12 protein-coding genes are annotated in these 18,407 nt (G+C 34.5%); 4 read left to right on the plus strand and 8 right to left on the minus strand.

From position 1 onward, the window contains the following. Window positions 1-345: 345 nt before the first annotated feature. Window positions 346-660 (plus strand): nicotinic acid mononucleotide adenyltransferase, encoded by a 315-nt coding sequence (locus tag QZ260_RS09225; RefSeq protein WP_295985352.1) that lies wholly within the window; start codon window positions 346-348, stop codon window positions 658-660. Window positions 661-743: 83 nt separating this feature from the next. On the opposite strand, the gene QZ260_RS09230 is transcribed toward QZ260_RS09225, so the two are convergent. The 3 genes from QZ260_RS09230 to QZ260_RS09240 form a co-directional block, all read right to left on the minus strand. Next, on the minus strand, window positions 744-1,955 hold the full coding sequence (locus QZ260_RS09230) for a multidrug transporter (RefSeq protein WP_295985353.1): 1,212 nt from the start codon (window positions 1,953-1,955) through the stop codon (window positions 744-746). 31 nt (window positions 1,956-1,986) lie between these two features. Then, on the minus strand, window positions 1,987-4,836 hold the full coding sequence (locus tag QZ260_RS09235; RefSeq protein WP_295985354.1) for a TonB-dependent receptor: 2,850 nt from the start codon (window positions 4,834-4,836) through the stop codon (window positions 1,987-1,989). Between the two features lie 316 nt (window positions 4,837-5,152). Beyond that, window positions 5,153-5,536 (minus strand): carboxypeptidase-like regulatory domain-containing protein, encoded by a 384-nt coding sequence (locus tag QZ260_RS09240; protein WP_295985357.1) that lies wholly within the window; start codon window positions 5,534-5,536, stop codon window positions 5,153-5,155. Between the two features lie 270 nt (window positions 5,537-5,806). On the opposite strand from QZ260_RS09240, the gene QZ260_RS09245 reads away from it, so the two are divergent. Both QZ260_RS09245 and QZ260_RS09250 read left to right on the plus strand, forming a co-directional pair. Then, window positions 5,807-7,147 (plus strand): deoxyguanosinetriphosphate triphosphohydrolase, encoded by a 1,341-nt coding sequence (locus QZ260_RS09245; RefSeq protein WP_295985359.1) that lies wholly within the window; start codon window positions 5,807-5,809, stop codon window positions 7,145-7,147. Window positions 7,148-7,273: 126 nt separating this feature from the next. Then, window positions 7,274-10,474, plus strand: coding sequence for a PA domain-containing protein (locus tag QZ260_RS09250; RefSeq protein WP_295985361.1), 3,201 nt, complete (start codon window positions 7,274-7,276; stop codon window positions 10,472-10,474). A 602-nt stretch (window positions 10,475-11,076) separates the two neighbouring features. Here the strand turns inward: QZ260_RS09250 and arsB are convergent. From arsB to dxs, 3 genes are all read right to left on the minus strand, one after another. Then, window positions 11,077-12,123, minus strand: coding sequence for an ACR3 family arsenite efflux transporter (gene arsB / locus QZ260_RS09255; RefSeq protein ID WP_295985363.1), 1,047 nt, complete (start codon window positions 12,121-12,123; stop codon window positions 11,077-11,079). Window positions 12,124-12,379: 256 nt separating this feature from the next. Then, entirely contained in the window at window positions 12,380-13,696 is a 1,317-nt protein-coding gene (locus QZ260_RS09260) for a YiiX/YebB-like N1pC/P60 family cysteine hydrolase (protein ID WP_295985365.1), read from the minus strand. Window positions 13,697-13,946: 250 nt separating this feature from the next. Next, the gene (gene dxs / locus QZ260_RS09265; protein WP_295985368.1) at window positions 13,947-15,698 is read right to left on the minus strand and encodes a 1-deoxy-D-xylulose-5-phosphate synthase; all 1,752 of its coding nucleotides are present in this window, start codon (window positions 15,696-15,698) and stop codon (window positions 13,947-13,949) included. A gap of 39 nt (window positions 15,699-15,737) precedes the next feature. On the opposite strand from dxs, the gene QZ260_RS09270 reads away from it, so the two are divergent. Then, window positions 15,738-16,187: a nucleoside deaminase gene (locus QZ260_RS09270; protein ID WP_295985370.1), complete on the plus strand. Its 450-nt coding sequence runs from the start codon at window positions 15,738-15,740 to the stop codon at window positions 16,185-16,187. Window positions 16,188-16,259: 72 nt separating this feature from the next. On the opposite strand, the gene QZ260_RS09275 is transcribed toward QZ260_RS09270, so the two are convergent. Both QZ260_RS09275 and QZ260_RS09280 read right to left on the minus strand, forming a co-directional pair. Further along, window positions 16,260-16,496: a hypothetical protein gene (locus tag QZ260_RS09275; RefSeq protein ID WP_295985372.1), complete on the minus strand. Its 237-nt coding sequence runs from the start codon at window positions 16,494-16,496 to the stop codon at window positions 16,260-16,262. Window positions 16,497-16,592: 96 nt separating this feature from the next. Next, on the minus strand, window positions 16,593-18,380 hold the full coding sequence (locus tag QZ260_RS09280) for a chloride channel protein (protein WP_295985374.1): 1,788 nt from the start codon (window positions 18,378-18,380) through the stop codon (window positions 16,593-16,595). Between the last annotated feature and the right edge of the window lie 27 nt (window positions 18,381-18,407).

The following is an 18,407-nucleotide window of genomic DNA, read 5'->3' on the forward strand; positions in this document are numbered from 1 at the left end:
CAATGTTAACTTAATGTTTCCAAATGATTAATTTTAGAACAAAAAAAAGACTGCCTTGGCCTAAGGCAGTCTATTAGAAATCATGATAATGTAAGTCGACAAAAACTAATATATTATATGAAATACTAATATTTGTCTCAAGACAATGCAAATATCAAGGTTTAAGGTAATCTTAACATCACCTCTATATTAAGTAATCATTAATATTCCAATGTTAAATCTTTAAATTTAATTTACTGATAATCAATAAATTAAATTTTTAATGTTAATTTAATGTTATGTGAAAGTTGTGTAAATGTTACCTGTTATTTATCTTTGAAGTATAATGTTAAAACCCCCATAATTATGAAGAAATTATTATTTGTTTTTGCCTTTTTAATTACTGTGGTATCTTTTGGACAAAAAGAGAGAAATTTAAAACTTAACAAAGACACAAATTTAATTGATGTTGTTTATTATCATGACAATGGTGCTGTAAGCCAAAGAGGTTCTTACACAGCAGATGGTAAACTTCAAGGTGTTTGGTTAAGCTTTAACACAGAAGGCCAAAAAACAGTTTCTGCAAATTATGATAATGGAAAAAAAGTCGGCAAATGGATTTATTGGATTGACGGAGTTAAAAAAGAAGTCAATTATGAAAACAATGTTGCTTCGCTATAGTATTATATAGTTAAGTGAAAAACTAAAAAGCATCCCAATTGGGATGCTTTTTTTATATGAGTTAGTATAAATTATTAATGTGGTTAGTTTCCAATAGTCCAACCTGCACCCCAAGTCGCATAATCTGTACCTGTTGCATTTCCAATACCTGTTATTAAATCTGCGTCAGTAAAAGTATCACCAGTGTCATTTTTAAGTGGTACTGTTACATCAGTAAACGTTACATTAGTAACATCTAAATCACCGTTAATAACACCTGTTCCTGTTGGGTTATCACTATTTGCTCCAGCATCTCCATCTAAATCAAAACCTTCAGCAAAACCTTGAATTAATATATTGTCAAAAACACCTTGAGTTCCAGCTCTTAATCTTATAGCTTCGTTTCCAGTACTAGAACCTAAACCTACTATAGTAACATCTTTTACAGTTGGTTTGGACCAGAATTTAGGGCTAGATAAGTTTCCTATATCAGTATTGTAACCATCACATTCAAAACCTTTATCGTGATCTGCTCCATGCTGAACATAAGCGTTGCTTACTTTACCTGAAAAACCTTCAGTCCAGTCAATAGAATCATCTTGACAGTTAATTACAACGGCATGATTTACTTCAACATTTCCGCCGAAAAATTCGATACCGTCATCAGCACTTTCATAAGCTTGGATAAAATCCACCGTTGTACCAGCACCTACACCATAGAAAGAGAACCCGTTGTTTTCAGAAGAACCGTCAGCAGCACCGCCAGAATATTCTACACGAACATAACTAATGGTACCTGAACTATCTAAAGTTTCAGTCCCACCGTAAGGTAAACTTCCTATTTCAGAAGTAGAAGTTGCGTTTCCTGTTACAGAATTAATGGGTGCTTTTCCTAAGATTATTAAGCCACCCCATTCTCCAGCAGCTGGATTTGAAGCGCCCGAAGTCATAACAATTGGGCTAGCAGCTGTACCATTAGCAAAGATTTTTGCGCCTTGTGAGATGGCAATATAAACATCAGCCCCAGTTGCTTCTGCTTTAATGGTTACACCTTCGCCTATAATGAGATTAGCACCTTCAGACATAATTACTGGACCACTTATTGTATATGTTTTGTTAGCATCTAATACTAAATCTGAAGAGTATTCTGCTGCATTAATAGCAATGTCATCATCAGTGTTCCCGGTACTACCATCGTTATTTGTATTGTTAATTATACTATTGTCTGTAATGTTAATATCGGCAGTGTCATCTGTTGAGCAAGAGTTAAAAAGCAATGCTGTAATTGCTAGCCCTAATAATAGATTGTTTTTCATCGTTTCTAAGTTTATTTTTTCTTTTAGTTATTTAAAATTTATATTTTAATTGTAATCCTATATTCATACCTTTTCTATAATCGGATACATCTTTTCCGTTAGGAGATGTAACAACTATATCCCCTTGAGTTGTTTCTCTTATGTATGTTATGTTGGGATCTAGTAAGTTTTTTGCAGCTAAATTAATTTCGAAGTTATCTCCTATTTTGTTTTTTAGAATGAAATCTAAAGTAGGAACTCCTTTTTCAATAACGTTTCCTAATCGTCCAGATCCTAAAGCATCAATTCTATCAGAAAAATATGAAAATGCTAATGTTGCAATGGGTTTGTAGTTTTCAAATGATGAAGGCGAGTAACTAATATCTGTATTGACAATTAAAGGAGATGCACCTTGTAATTCTTCTTTGTCTTTAACAAAGCTTACGTTAAAGTTACTACCAACAATATCGCTATATAAATCTTGCTTTGTATGCATATAAGTTGCATTTAAGCCAAATGAAAGTTCTGTCTCTTCATCTTCATTAACAATGATATTTTTTCTAATTTCTGCCTCTATACCAAAAATTTGTGCTTTCTCTCCAGTTCTAAAAAAACGTTGGGTACCCGTTGCATCAAAAGCAACAACTTGGTTGATAGGGTCTTCAATTTGTTTATAAAATGCGCCGATTGAGATTAATTCGGATTTAGTTACAAACCATTCATATTTTAAATCCAAGTTTAAAATTTTAGAATATGAAACGTCTTTTACGTTGGTATAGTCGAATCCTTCTTTTTGACCTAATAAATCTGGATTACCACCTATACGTTGTGATACACTTTCGTATACAAATGGGGCAGCTTCCTTAAATTCTGGTAAGGATATCGTTTGACTAGCAGAAAAACGTAAATTTTGGTCGTCGTTTAAAGCATACTTTAAACTTAAACTAGGCAAAAACAATACATCTGATGCGCTAATATTATCATTCCCATTAACTCCGAGGTTAATAACATCGTATTCAATGTATTGATCGAAAGATTCAACTCTTACACCGGGAACGACAAGCCATTTTTCTCCAAAATTAATTTCAGTATTAAAATAACCTGCATAAATATCTAAGTTACCTTTATAAGTGTTTTCATCTAAACCTGGCCTATTTGTATTACTAAGATTTAGATAGGGTTTAATAACTTTAATTTCATAAGTACCTGCGTTGTTGGTTAGATTTAAATTATCTAAAGTGAAGAAACTATTTAAATCGTTAACATCTGCTATACCGCTATTATCAATAATATCGTAACCGTATCTTACATTATTAAATTGACGCTCTTTTGTTCTGGCATTATAGCCAAAGTTTAGTTTTATTTGATCTGTAGCTTTATAAGCTAAGTTTAAGCGCCCGTTTAATTCTTCATCCTGTATATCTTGAAAATAACGTTGGTTATCAAAATCTACATTACTGTAAAATATGGGGTTTGTGTTTGGGTCATTATCTAAAGCGTATTGATAGTTTTCGAAGCTTAAACGTTTTCTATCTGGTTCATGGGCATTAACAAAGTTGTGTCCAACCCCCCAATCAACATTAATTTTGTCAAATTTATGTGTTCCAATAAGCTGATTTACATAAATTAAGTTTTCATTAAATTGGATGTTTTGTTGGAAGAAACCTTCATCAGTATTTGCTATAGCATCTCTATTACGTCCTTTTCCATCAATACCAAAATAGCCAACTTTATCAGATGAACTATTTACAAATAAGGAATTAAACTTTAAAGTAGTACCGCTATCTATTTTATAAATAATAGATGCCATGGCAGTAGTAGTCGTGCTATATTCAAATTCTTCAGCTTCCTCAAAAGCTTTTTTCTCAACATTTGTATAATCAACGTTAGAGCCTTTTCTATATTGAAAATCATTTCCGAATGATCCTGTTCCGTAAAAACTAAGTTTAGAACCGTTTTCAAAAGTAAATGATTTCCCAAAAGACCCTCCAAAACTTGTATTTATTGGAGTGCCTGCGTCAACAGGGTCGAACCCATGTGATAAAATGACAGCAAAAGGATCATGAGCATATCTATTATAGAAACCAAAATGACCAGTACCTTCACTTCTCACAAAATCTTTACCAACAGCATTGGTGTTAATTGAAGATCCAACTCCAAAATTAAAAAACCCATTTCCTTTATAATCTTTTGAAGAGATATCTACATTACCAGCAGCAAAATCGGCATAAAATTTTGATGAATATGCTTTACTTATAGATACGTTTTCAATAACATCTGATGAAAATAAATCAAGATCAATATTCTTCTTGCTCACATTATTTGATGGTAATGATAAACCATTCATGGTTGTATTTAAATATCTATCACCTAAACCACGGACATAAACATTGCTAGACCCTTCTTGTTTAGAAACTCCAGAAATTTTAGCAACTGCACCTGCAGCATCACTAACTCCTTTTCGCTCTAATTCTACTGCTCCAATACTTTGTTTAATTTCAACAGCTTTCTTTTGGTCTAATAATAAAGCAGTTTCACTTTCTCTTTTAGTGGTGGTTGTAATAATAACTTCGTCTAAAGAAGCTGCACTGGCATTCATTATTACATTAAGTTCTATAGGATTTCCTCCTACAACATCGACATTAATCTCTTGAGTTTCGTAACCAACAAAACTAAAAATTATAGTATACGTCCCTGGCTCAATGTTTTCAAAGCGGTATAAACCATCAAAGTCTGATGTTGTTCCAATAGTTGTTCCTTTTAAAAGAACATTAGCGAAGGCTAAAGGCTCATTATTATATTCTTTGTCCGTTAGCATTCCTTCTAGCGAACCAGTACTATTACTTTGCGCATTGGAAAGTACTGTTGTAAAGATTATAAATAATAGTATAAATTTTTTCATTAGCATGTTTAAATTTCTCGTTGCAAAGAAACTAGCGCATTGTAAATAAGGTGTTACCTGTGGATTAAAGAACTGTGATAAAAGCGTTAGGTTAATGTTATCGATTTCATGGTATCCATTGTAAATGGATACATTTAGTTAACATTAAAATTTACGGGAAGCGTGTATAATGAGAAACTTATCACACTAAGTTTAAAGTCTTATTTGTTGGTGTAGCATAAATAGTTTTAAGGCCATAAAAAAAGCAGTTTTTCTAAGAAAAACTGCTTTTTTAAAAATCACATATCGTTATGCAAACGATACGCTAACTAACTAACTAATTATTTATTGTAGACGTTTGTGGTGTATCAATACTAGCTATTGTAAATATTAAATCGTCTAAAGAAATAGTACTGGGCTCAAGTGTTATTTTTAAAGTTGTTGTTTTGTTTGATTCCACTTTTATTTTTGACTCTTTAGTGTCATAACCAACAAAGCTGCTTACCAAAGTATAGCCGCCATCACTTAAGTTTTCAAATTTAAATAGACCTTTTTCGTCTGATAAAACTTCGGCGCCAGTTTCTTTAATTAAAACTCTTGCAAACATTAATGGGTAATTATTCGATTCAAAATCTAATAAGTTACCGCTTATAGAGCCCGTATTTTGTGCAAAAGATAATGCAGAGATAAAAAATAGGGCTGTATAAAAAATGTGTTTCATGTGTCTTTCTTTATTTCTTTCAATGGTCACATGTAGCTTCCATATAGTTATAACGTTGATTTTCAACTGTACGTTAAGGAAGTTTCATGCGTTGTTATTAATTCCGTTGCAAAAATATAATCAGTTCCCAAATCAGGTGTTACCAAATCATTAAACAACCATGATTAAAATGTTACCCTAATGTTAACAAAGATTGCAATCAAAAAAGTTGAGATTAAGAAGACGCTTTAACAAGATGTTTTTTATCTTGCCTTTGCTTAAAATTATACCATGAACTGGGAACAATTACTATCCTTAAAACGCTTTGGCGACACCAATAAACGCATACGTAAAGAACAAGATGAAACCCGTTTAGGTTTTGAAGTGGATTACGATCGTGTTATTTTTTCTTCAGAGTTTAGAAGTCTTCAAGACAAAACACAAGTGATACCGTTATCTGAAACCGATTTTGTGCACACCAGACTAACACATAGTTTAGAGGTAAGTGTCGTTGGGCGTACTCTTGGTAGGAGAGTCGGACAAAAATTATTAGAAAAGCATCCACATTTACAAAGTATTCATGGATATCAAACTAACGATTTTGGAGCCATTGTAGCCGCGGCAGCTTTAGCGCATGATATTGGAAACCCACCTTTTGGGCATTCAGGAGAAAAAGCTATAGGCGAGTTTTTTAAAACCGGACAAGGCAAACAATTTAAAAGTCAGCTTAATGACAAGGAATATCAAGACTTATGCGATTTTGAAGGTAATGCTAACGGGTTCAAGATATTAACCGAAAGCAGAGCAGGACGCGATGGTGGATTACGATTAAGTTACGCTACCCTTGGCGCATTCATGAAATACCCAAAAGAATCACTTCCTAAAAAACCATCAAACCACATTGCAGATAAAAAGTACGGTTTTTTCCAATCTGAAAAAACAGCTTTTCAAGATGTTGCCAAAGAGTTAGGGTTGCTAAAACGCAGCGATAAACATTCAAGTTTTTCAAGACACCCACTAGCGTATTTGGTTGAAGCAGCAGACGATATTTGCTACACCATAATCGATTTTGAAGATGGTATAAACCTTGGCCTTATCCAAGAAGAGTTTGCTCTAGAATATCTGTCTAAAATAATTAGAGATAATATAAAACCGGAAAACTATTATGCGCTTTCATCTAAAGAAGACCGCGTAGGGTATTTACGGGCCCTAGCAATAGGCTCGCTAATTAATGATGTTGTAGATATTTTCATGAAACATGAAGACGCTATTTTAAATGGCGATTTCGATTGTGCCTTGCTAGATAAAAGCAAATACGAAGCACAAATAAAGGATATCATAAAAATTAGTGTCGAAAACATTTACCAATCTGCCGAGGTGGTCGATAAAGAAATTGCAGGCTATGGTGTTATAAACACACTGTTAAACACCTACACAAACGCAGTAAATAATAGCTTCAACAATACCGCTTCAAATTACGACACCCTCATTATAAAAGGCTTGCCAAAAACCGTTAAAACAAACAATTCTAGCTTATACAGCCGTTTGTCAAGCGTGTGTTATTACGTGTCTTTACTATCCGATAGTAAGGCCATTCTAGATTACAAAAAAATAAAAGGCATTAGTTTTTAGCTTTCTCATAAGTAAAATGTAATGATGTCTAATTTCATTTAAGAATATCTTATTATTTTCTTAATAGTTTTATATTATTCAGACTAATTCGTACTTTTGATAGATAAAAATTTAAAAAAAAAGAAAATGAGAAAAATTTTACTTTCCCTTTTAGCTATTTTATTTATTGGAAGTATTGGTTTATTGATAAATAAATACCAACTTCAAGATTCTAATAAAGACATAGTTGATCTAAGAGAACAACACGAAGCGTTTTTAAAAAACAGTCCATTTAAAGAATCACTTAAACTTTCAAAAAAAGAAAGAAAAGCTCAGGGCTTACCTCCAAACAAATATTCTGAAAGAATGTGGGAGCTTACAATGAACCCGCAAAAGGGTTATCCAGAACCAGGTAAGTTGTTTAAGCTTCAGGATGAATTAACGGAGCGAGCTAAGTTTGCTAAAGTACCTGGTGAAGATACTAATAGTTGGGTTGAAAGAGGTCCTGATAATGTGGGTGGAAGAACAAGAGCTATAATGTACGATCCTAACGATGCTACAAATAAAAGAGTATTTGCTGGAGGTGTAAGTGGTGGCCTTTGGGTAAATAATGATATCACTGATGCCAATTCTGCTTGGGCAGAAGTAGGTATACCAGATAATTTAGCTATTTCTTGTATCACTTACGATCCTAATAACACAAATACGTTTTATGTTGGTACTGGTGAATCTTATGTTGCCGGAGATGTTAATGGAAATGGGGTGTGGAAATCTACTGATGGAGGTTCTAATTGGGCACGCGTTTTTGGTGGTGTCACAGGAGAAACTGATGTTATTACTGGGACTTCCGTACCTGGTAATGCTAGAATAATTGTTAATACACCAGCTTCAATTGCAGGTGAATATTTTGGACAACAGGCAGGTTATGGCCCAGCTCTTGAAGACCTTACAGGTGATCTGGTACTTGCAGATGATGGTACAGCTGCTCCTAATGAGGCGTGTAATGCCTTAACTAATGGCGCTGCAATGGCTGGAAACATAGCAATACTTTATAGAGGTAGTTGTGGTTTTAGTCTTAAAGTTTTAAATGCTCAGAATGCTGGCGCGGTTGCTGTAATTGTAGTTAATAATGTTGCCGATACGGCGCTTGTTACTATGGCTGGTGGAGATGATGGAGACTCTGTAACCATTCCATCTATTTTTGTCACACAAGCAGATGGCCAAACTTTAATAAATGCATTAGCAAGTGGCGTAAATGTATCTATTGGTACACTTCCACCAAGTTATGCTGGGTACAATAATACGCCTGGAGTACAACATATTAACGATATTGTAGTTAGAGATATAGGTTCAGGAAACAGTGAGGTTTTTGTTGCTGCAGGATCTTCTTTGTTTCGAACATTTCCCGGGGGTAGTGCATTTTCCACATTTGGGCTGGAAGATTATGGTTTATACAAATCTAGTAACGGCGGATCAAGCTGGTCTGAAATAGATATGGTTGCACCTGCTGAATATAAATATAACCCTAACGATCTTGAAATTGGTAGTGATAATACAATATGGCTATCAACAACAAGTACTCCAATATTTAGTGATGGTGGTGGTGAAATATTATCATCAACAGATGGTATAAACTTTAATTTACAATATACAGTTCCAAATGGTTCTAGAACTCAAATTGCAGTTTCGAACTCAGATGCTTCTACGTTATATGTTTTAGCAGCAACTGGATCAACACTAGCCTTACTAAAAACTACAGATGCTTTTGCGACAACGCCATTAGATCTTAGCCAACCAGATGATGCAGATACCGGTATAGCTGCTGATGATTTTACAAGAGGTCAATCCTTTTATGATTTATTAATCGAGGTAGACCCCACAAGCGATAATATTATTTATGTGGGAGGGATAGATTTATTCAGAAGTTCAGATTCTGGTGCAAGTTGGAATCAACTATCTCACTGGTATGGCGGTTTTGGGTATCAAGAAGTACATGCCGATCAACATGCCATGACTTTTGATCCTTCAGATTCTAATAAAGCATTATTTGGTCATGATGGAGGTGTTTCTTATGCCACGTCATTAACTGAGGCAGCTGCTACAGGAACTTCTGGAATTGAACCACGAGTTAACAACTATAATACATTACAATTTTATAATGGTGCTATTGGGCAAGAAGTTGCTAATGAAAAATTATTAGCCGGCTCACAGGATAATGGCTCTCAGTTAATAAATAATGCTTCTGCAGGAATAAATAGTTCTACAGAAATTACTGGAGGCGATGGCGCTTATGTGTTTATTGATAAAAACAGTCAATACATGATTAGTTCAATATATTACAATCGCTACTTTTATAAAGATTATACTACAGGGGGCGGGGGCTATACAATTGATTCTGATGAAGGTTCAGGAGATTTTATAAACTCTGCAGCTTTAGATAGTGATATAAATTATTTATATACCAACGGAACTTCGGATGCTGATTATAAAGTAAACGTTTATGCTTTAGGAGCAAGCTCTGCCACAAAAACCACTATAACCGCTGCGACTTTAGATGGAACTCCAACCGCCTTTAAGCCATTAGCATCTGGTTTCTTTTTGAAGTATTTGCTAGTAGGAACAGAGAACGGAAAACTATTTAAAGTAAGTTTAGGTTCTTCAGGTAGTACTTGGGTAGAAATTACGGGTGCAGGTTTTGCAGGAAGTATTTCATGTATAGAAACAGGTGAAAGTGAAGATGATATTTATGTAACATTTTATAATTATGGTGTTTCAAACGTATTTTATTCTAGTAATGGAGGATCAACATGGCAAAATAAAGAAGGTGATTTACCAGACCTTCCGGTTAGAGCTATTTTATCTAATCCTTTAAATAGGAATGAGGTAATACTCGCAACAGATTTAGGTGTTTGGGGAACTGCAGACTTTAGTGCTACTGCTCCAGATTGGGCTCGTGCTCAAAATGGAATGAAAGATGTAAAGGTTACCAGTTTTGACTTAAGAATTGTTGATAATACTGTTTTAGCATCAACGTATGGTAGAGGGATGTTTACAGGACAATTTACTGCTGATGCAAGTACACTGTCTTTAGATAACGTTGATTTTAATGATGCTATTAAAGTGTATCCAACTATCTCTGATGGTAATTTTAAAATTGCTGCTAGTAATGAGGTTAGTAATGGAATTTTAAATATTTACGATTTAAATGGTAGAGAAGTTTATACCTCTAAAATAGATTTCAATAGTAACCGAATACAAAACATTTCGCTTAATCAATCAAGTGGTATGTATATTGTTAAGTTTAAATCTGATACTAGAGAATCTTCATATAAAATAGTTATTAAGTAATTAATAATATAGTATTCTAATTAAAAAGGGGTAGCGTCTAGCTACCCCTTTTTTAGTTAAATTATTTATATAACTTTTTAAACATTACATTTTTTTACTGTTCTATTTAGTAAGGCTATTTTAGATTACAAGAAGATAAAAAGTATTAGTTTTTAAAGTAAATATTTTTGCGCCTGCCTTATGGTAGGTAGGTTACCACAAGGGTTGGGCTTTATTCGTTGTTTAATATTTTAAATTATTGAACTCATGAATATAAATATTTACACTATATCTTTTTAAAGTCATTATTGCGAGGAGTGAGCGACGTGGTAATCTGTTAAATTATAGTTATGCATAAACTTTGATTTTCTAAGCCTTAAAAAGGATGCCGTTACAATCCCTAACGCGCTAATCCACCAATGTTGTTTTTATTCTAGACGTGTTCTTTTACTTTGTAAAGCCTGACTGATGTAGCGATTGTAAATGCATAAAAAATTATTGGGCTTCGTTTAACGTTTTCCGTTAGTTACGTGCAATTATAGACAGTAAACAGGAGCCAACCCATTATTCAGAAGCGAGGGTTGTTCTAAATAAGAATCACGTGCAATGCATTATCCCGTTGTTTAGGCGTTGGATTTTTTGTAATACTTTTTTCTTAACCAGAAAGAAACACGAACCAATAAAATTAATGCTGGCACTTCAACCAATGGGCCAATTACTCCTGCAAAAGCTTGACCCGAATTTAGTCCGAAAACTGCAATAGCAACTGCAATAGCTAATTCGAAATTATTTCCTGCTGCTGTAAAAGCAACGGAGGCTGTTTTGTCGTATTCTGCTCCTGTGGCTTTGGTAAAGAAAAATCCAATGATAAACATTAATGTAAAATAGATAAGCAAAGGGACTGCAATAATGAGAACATCCATTGGGATTTCCACAATCATTTCTCCTTTAAGCGAGAACATCACCACAATTGTAAATAACAGAGCAATTAAGGTTATGGGCGAAATTGTAGGAATGAATTTCTTTGTATACCATTCCTCTCCCTTTAATTTTACTAAAATAAGTCTGCTCAATATTCCCATTACGAATGGAATACCAAGATAAATAGCTACACTTTCTGCAATTGTCCAGATTGAAATGTCTACAATAGCCCCTTCAAATCCAAAATAGGGTGGCAGAACAGTTATAAAAATCCACGCATAAAAACTGTACGCAAACACTTGAAAAATACTATTTAAAGCAACTAAACCTGCTCCATATTCGCTACTTCCTTCGGCAAGGTCGTTCCATACCAAAACCATGGCAATACAACGTGCCAGACCAATCAAAATTAATCCGACCATATATTCGGGATAATCACGTAAAAATGTAATTGCCAGAATAAACATTAAAACAGGACCAATTATCCAATTTAGAATAAGTGAAATAGATAGGATTTTTGTATTTCTAAAAACTTTTGGTAAGAGGGAATAGTTCACTTTTGCCAAAGGTGGATACATCATTAATATTAAACCGATTGCAATAGGAATATTTGTTGTTCCACTACTCAATGAATTTATGATGTTGGGAAACGTGGGGATAAAATACCCAAGGCCAACTCCAATAGCCATTGCTACAAATATCCACAAAGTCAGATTTCTGTCAAGAAAGCTTAAATTTTTTTCTGCCATTTTTATTACTTAATCTATGAGCAAATGTAAAACAAATGAGTCATAATTTTCATGATTGTTTGATGGTTTTTTTGGCTTACAGGTAATGTGAAAATGACACTTTTTGTATTATCAACTTTAATAGAAGATTACCCCAGCTAATTCAGTTTTCAGTTTTTATTGATTGAGGTAAAAAGACTAAATATAATCACATACAAGAATTAGTACTATGATTTTTGAGATTTTAAATTGTTTCAAAAAGAGATCCAAAAACTCTCTATTCCTGCATAAGTTCAATCATCTTATCAACTTGTTTATCTGCAGCTATTAATTCGCCATCATGATAGAATAGTACCAATTCTAGTGGGAGGTTGTTCCAAGCCAATTTGGCCACATTATCAGGACTAATATTATGCCTACCAAGGGTTTTCTCTGTAGGCCAATCAATACTAGGGAAAGAGACATAAGCTAGCTCAGAACATACAATCTTATCAGTTGTATTAACATCAAAATTAAAATCATATGCTTTACCTAACTGTCTAAAAGCCATTAAAAGAGCTTCTTTACGTAACTCTTCATCTGATTCTTTTGGAAATATTGGTCGTAAAATAGCAAAATCATCGATATTCATAAAATGCTCCAGACTGCTTAGTTGTACTCCTGAACGTAAAGCTTCAATGATTTGATTTTCACCTTTTGAGTCTGCATTTTCGCTTGAAGAAATTTTACCTGCATGTGCTTTTACATAGTCGTTATCCCATAGTTCCATATCGATAAGTTCGGCTTTACTACCTGTCCATATCGCTACATGACCAAAATGCCCTGGGATAAATTTATCCGTTAATCTAAATGGTGTTTTCTCGAGTAATATATCCAATGGTTGAAGATTAGCTTGAATATTTTTTCGCACCTCTTCGTTGGCATATAATTTCCCTTTCCTTGATTCGTACAAGCCCATGGTATTACCGAACAGTCCACTTATTATGTCAAAACCCTCGTCTTTTGATTCTGAAATGGCATCTAATACTATTCTCTCGAATGCAACGAATTTTTTAGAAGCGATTTCATTGATTCTAATTTTCTTTACATAATTATATGAAGGGCTAGATTCTATCAATAGTTCTAAATAGGCAAAGTCTTGGTCTTCTTCTTCCGGTGGGATAGATGCCTTTTCTTTCTCATAAAACTCCAAAACACTTCGCATTCGATGTCGGTTCTCAATAGAGTTTGCTGCCAAGGTCATTTCAGATAATTTATTGGCTATTACTCCAAAGCCCATATCTGGATCATTAATTATTTTTCGGAGCCTACTATCTTGTTCGAAAAGCGAGGTTCCCAATAAATAATTATCATGTAAGGTAAGAGCAGCACCAAGGGAAAGCATGATTCCTTTTAAGCGCAGTTGCGAATCGATATTGTATTTGGCTAGAGTTTCATCGGTCACTTCTGTTCCACATTCGTAAGCACCAGCAATAACGTAAAGTTCTTCTCGAATTTCGAGATAATCTTCAGTTCCTGTTTTTAAAATAATAAGATCTCGACTACTTAAAGGCTGGTCTTTATTTATTCTCAGTCGATTAGCGACTTCCAGCATTTGCGTTCTTGCTACAAGGCTATATTCTACTAATAGTTGTAATTCATCGAAGTCTTCTTGGAAGATTAATTCAGGAGCAACCCCATTTTCTGCTTTTTGAGTAAGTTGAACAAAGCAGGCTTCTTCTTTTTCTTTTAAATTAGAGTTAATATCAAAATAATAATAGATAGTAATAAGCCCTACAATCCCAATTAAGCTCAGCGTAATATTTTTAAATCTGCTTTTCTTCATTCTTAAAATTTTGAATTATCTAATATTTATCAAAAATAGTCATCAAACTCTTAGCATCCAAACCTAAAGATTCTTCAAGCTCATTAACACTTCCATGCTCAATAAAGAAGTCAGGAATACCCAATGTTCTTATTGTGTTTTTATAATTATTTTCAGATGCAAACTCCAAAATTGCGCTTCCAAAACCACCTTTAATCGTGTGGTCTTCAACCGTAACAACAGTATCGTAAGTTTTAAAAATGGTGTGAAGCAGTCTTTCGTCCAAAGGTTTTACAAAACGCATATCGTAATGTGAAATATCTAAATTTTTAATAGCTTCCGTAACATTTTTGGCAATAGTTCCTATGCTTAAAACGGCAAGTTTATGTCCTTTTTTAAGTACAACACCTTTAGCAATCTCAATTTTAGAAAATGGCTGTTTCCAATCTGTAGTAATACCTCGACCTCTGGGGTAGCGAATGGCTATTGGTTGCTCTAAGCCTAATTGCGCGGTGTACATAATGTTACGTAATTCCATCTCATTTCTAGGCGCAAATATGATGAGATTAGGGATGCATCTTAAATAACTTAAATCGAAAACGCCGTGGTGTGTAGCGCCATCTTCTCCAACTAAACCAGCACGGTCTAAACAAAAAATAACTGGTAGTTTTTGTAAAGCTACATCATGGATAATCTGGTCGTAAGCCCGTTGTAAAAATGTGGAATAGATATTACAAAACGGTATTAAGCCTTGTGTTGCCAAACCTGCGGCCATAGTTACAGCATGTTGTTCTGCAATTCCCACATCAAAAGCACGATCTGGAATTTCAGTCATCATATATTTAAGTGAACTTCCCGTGGGCATCGCAGGTGTTATACCTACAATATTTTTATTCTGTTTAGCCAATTCAACTATGGTGTATCCAAAAACATCTTGATATTTTGGAGGCTTCACCTCAGTGGATTTTGCAGCTAAATCGCCTGTTTTGGCATCAAATTTTCCTGGAGCATGATATTTTACTTGGTCTGCTTCAGCTTGTTTTAGGCCTTTCCCTTTGGTGGTTATAACATGCAGAAACTTTGGGCCTTTTACGGTTTTTAAACGTTCTAATTCTGAAATAACAGTATTAATATCATGACCATCAATGGGGCCGGAGTAGTCAAAATTTAAAGCTTCAAAAATATTATCTTGTTTTTGAGTGCCTTTTTTTACGTTAGTTAAATACTGCTTAAGCGCTCCAACACTTGGGTCTATACCAATGGCATTGTCATTTAATATAACTAATAAGTTAGCATCTGTAACACCAGCATGATTTAAACCTTCAAAAGCCATCCCGCTAGCAATGGATGCGTCGCCAATTACGGCAATATGTTGTTTGTCTTCACCTTTTAATTGTGAGGCAATTGCCATTCCTAAAGCTGCTGATATGGATGTAGAGGAATGCCCAACACCAAAAGTATCATACTCGCTTTCTTCACGGTTTGGAAAACCGCTTAAGCCACCGAGTTTGCGGTTGGTGTGAAAATCATCTCGTCGCCCTGTTAAAATTTTATGTCCGTAAGCTTGATGGCCAACATCCCAGATAAGTTGGTCAGTAGGCGTGTTAAACACATAGTGCAATCCAATGGTAAGTTCTACAACACCCAGGCTAGCACCTAAATGTCCTTCTTTGGTGGCGACTATATTAATGATAAATTCACGGAGTTCTTGTGCAAGTTGAGGTAAGTCTTTTTGGTTTAAAAGACGCAGTTGTACGGGTGAGTTTATATGTTGTAATAGACTTTTTTGCACACAGCAAAAGTACAAGAATGAATTTGTATTTTTGCTATCATGATAGAACCTTTTAACGACACCTATTTTATGAAGAAAGCTCTTCAGGAAGCTGAAGCCGCTTTTGAAAGGGGTGAAATTCCGGTAGGCGCCGTTATTGTTATTGATAATAGAATAATTGCTCGCGGACATAACTTAACCGAAACCTTAACAGATGTAACGGCACATGCAGAAATGCAAGCCATAACAGCTGCATCAAATTTTTTAGGGGGAAAGTATCTTCAAAAATGCACTTTGTATGTAACGCTTGAACCTTGCCAGATGTGTGCAGGAGCTTTATATTGGAGTCAGATTTCTAAAATTGTTTATGGTGCAAGAGATCTGGAACGTGGTTGTATTAACTTAAAAACGAAATTGCATCCTAAAACAACTATTTCTGGAGGTGTTCTTGAAGAAGAAGCTTCAGCTTTATTGAAACGATTTTTTGTTGAAAAGCGAAACTTGAATTGATTTGTTATACCCTAAACTTGTTTCAGAATCACAGAACACATATAATGCGACCCTTCTGGTAATGCCCAAATATTAATACTTTTTACGTTTTTGGTTTTCGCGCATTTTATCTAAATTCTCTTTAGTAAGCATGTAGTCTTTCGCATCTTTTCCTTTCCAGTGATGGTAAGAAAACAAAGGAAATACCACGAAAAATACAACAACTACACCAAAACCAATAAGTTTTTGGGAATAGGCAACATCCAAAGTAAACCCTAAAAGGATACTTGTAAAGGCTACTATTGCTGAAAGGGCTATGATATATTTCATGTGTTTATGTCTTTTGTTTTTTATAGGTTACATGTAGCATCCATTTAATCATTTCTTTTGGATGAAACTTTAGTTATGGATGTTTCATGATTTAATCTATTGGGTAAAGTTTATTAATTGCTGTCTGTATGCGGTTAATAGTTTGGATTTTGAAATGTAACCGTAGTATTTACCACTTTTAATAACGGGTAAATTCCATGCGCCACTAGATTTGAATTTATCCATGATATCGTTCATCTTATCTTCGTCGTAGTTAATAATGCCAGCATCGGCGTGCATAAGGCTGGCAGCTGTTACTTTGTCATAAAGGTCTGAATCAAACATCATGTGCCTAATATCGTCTAAACGGATAACGCCTAAAAACTCATGCTTATCATTTACCACAGGGAAGTGATTTCTGGAGGATTTTGCCACTGCATTTTTTAGAATGGCCCCAAGTTTCATGTCTGGTTTTAAAATGATAAAATTGGTTTCTATCACTTTATTAATATCTAAAACCATTAAGACGTTTTTGTCTTTATCGTGCGTCATGAGTTCACCACGTTGTGCAAGTTTTAAGGTGTATATGGAGTGTGATACATAATATTTAGTAATGGCAAATGAAATGGCAGAAACGATCATTAAGGGCACAAACAACTCATAGCCACCAGTTATTTCGGCAATAAGAAATATAGCAGTAAGTGGCGCGTGAAGTACACCGGCCATTAGCCCTGTCATACCAATAAGGGTGAAATTGGATTCTGAAACATGAAAATCCAACCCCAAGTTATTAATTATTTTGGCAAAAGCGTTGCCTAAAACACTTCCCATAACTAGTGTTGGAATAAAAACACCACCAACGCCGCCAGCACCAAAAGTGGTAGTCATTGCAATGGCTTTAAATATCCCTATGCCCAGTAAAAGCCCGATGACGATCCAGGTGTTGGATAAATCTAAATTAAAAGGTGTTTTACCAATGGCGGCTATATGATCGCCTTTTAAAAGATTATTCATAATACCATAACCCTCACCATAAAGTGGTGGAATGAAATATAACATGGTACCGATGGCTAAACCGCCAATTAAAAACCGAACTGCTCTACTTTTAAATTGTTTAAAGAAATTGGTTATAGCGAAAAATACTTTTGAAAAATAAACGGATGCTAGGGCGGTAACTAATCCTAAAACGGCATAAAACCCAATGTCGTTAATCTCAAACTTGTCAGCTAATTGAAAACGCAACAATACATCGGTTCCTAAAAACATATAAGAAGTAACGACAGCAGAAACAGATGCTAATAAAAGGGGTACTAATGACGTGAAGGCAATATCAAGACTAAAAATTTCAATAGCAAATATAATGGCTGCAATAGGCGCTTTAAACATAGATGCCATGGCACCTGCTGCTGCACAGCCAATTAAAAGCATACGCGTTTTGGTATTCATGTGAAACAATCGAGCCGCATTTGAACCTAAAGCAGCACCGACACTAACAGCAGGACCTTGTAGTCCTACAGACCCACCAAAACCAGCAGTTAATGGTGCTGTTATTAAAGCGGCATAAATATTATAACGAGGAATGATGCCACCTAATTTTGAAATGGCATAAAGGGTTGATGAAATACCATGGCCAATATGTTTTTTTAGCCATACTTGCTTGATAACATAAACTAAGAACAGCCCTATCATTGGAAAAATAAAATACAATGAATTCTGGTAATTGTTAAAAAAATCTAATTCAAAAAGTAATTGAATATAGTGGGTTAAGTTTTTTAGTAAAACCGTCCCTAAACCTGCTAAAAATCCAACTAAAATACTAAGTATATAAACAAATTGACGCTCTGAAACATGTTTATATTTCCAGATTAGAAATTTGCGTAATAGTTTTTTAGTGGTTAAAGGCATGTTATAAAACTAACAAAAAATCCCGCT

The sequence above is a fragment of the uncultured Algibacter sp. genome (genome assembly GCF_905480415.1).
In the GTDB taxonomy this organism is placed as follows: Bacteria; Bacteroidota; Bacteroidia; order Flavobacteriales; family Flavobacteriaceae; genus Algibacter_B.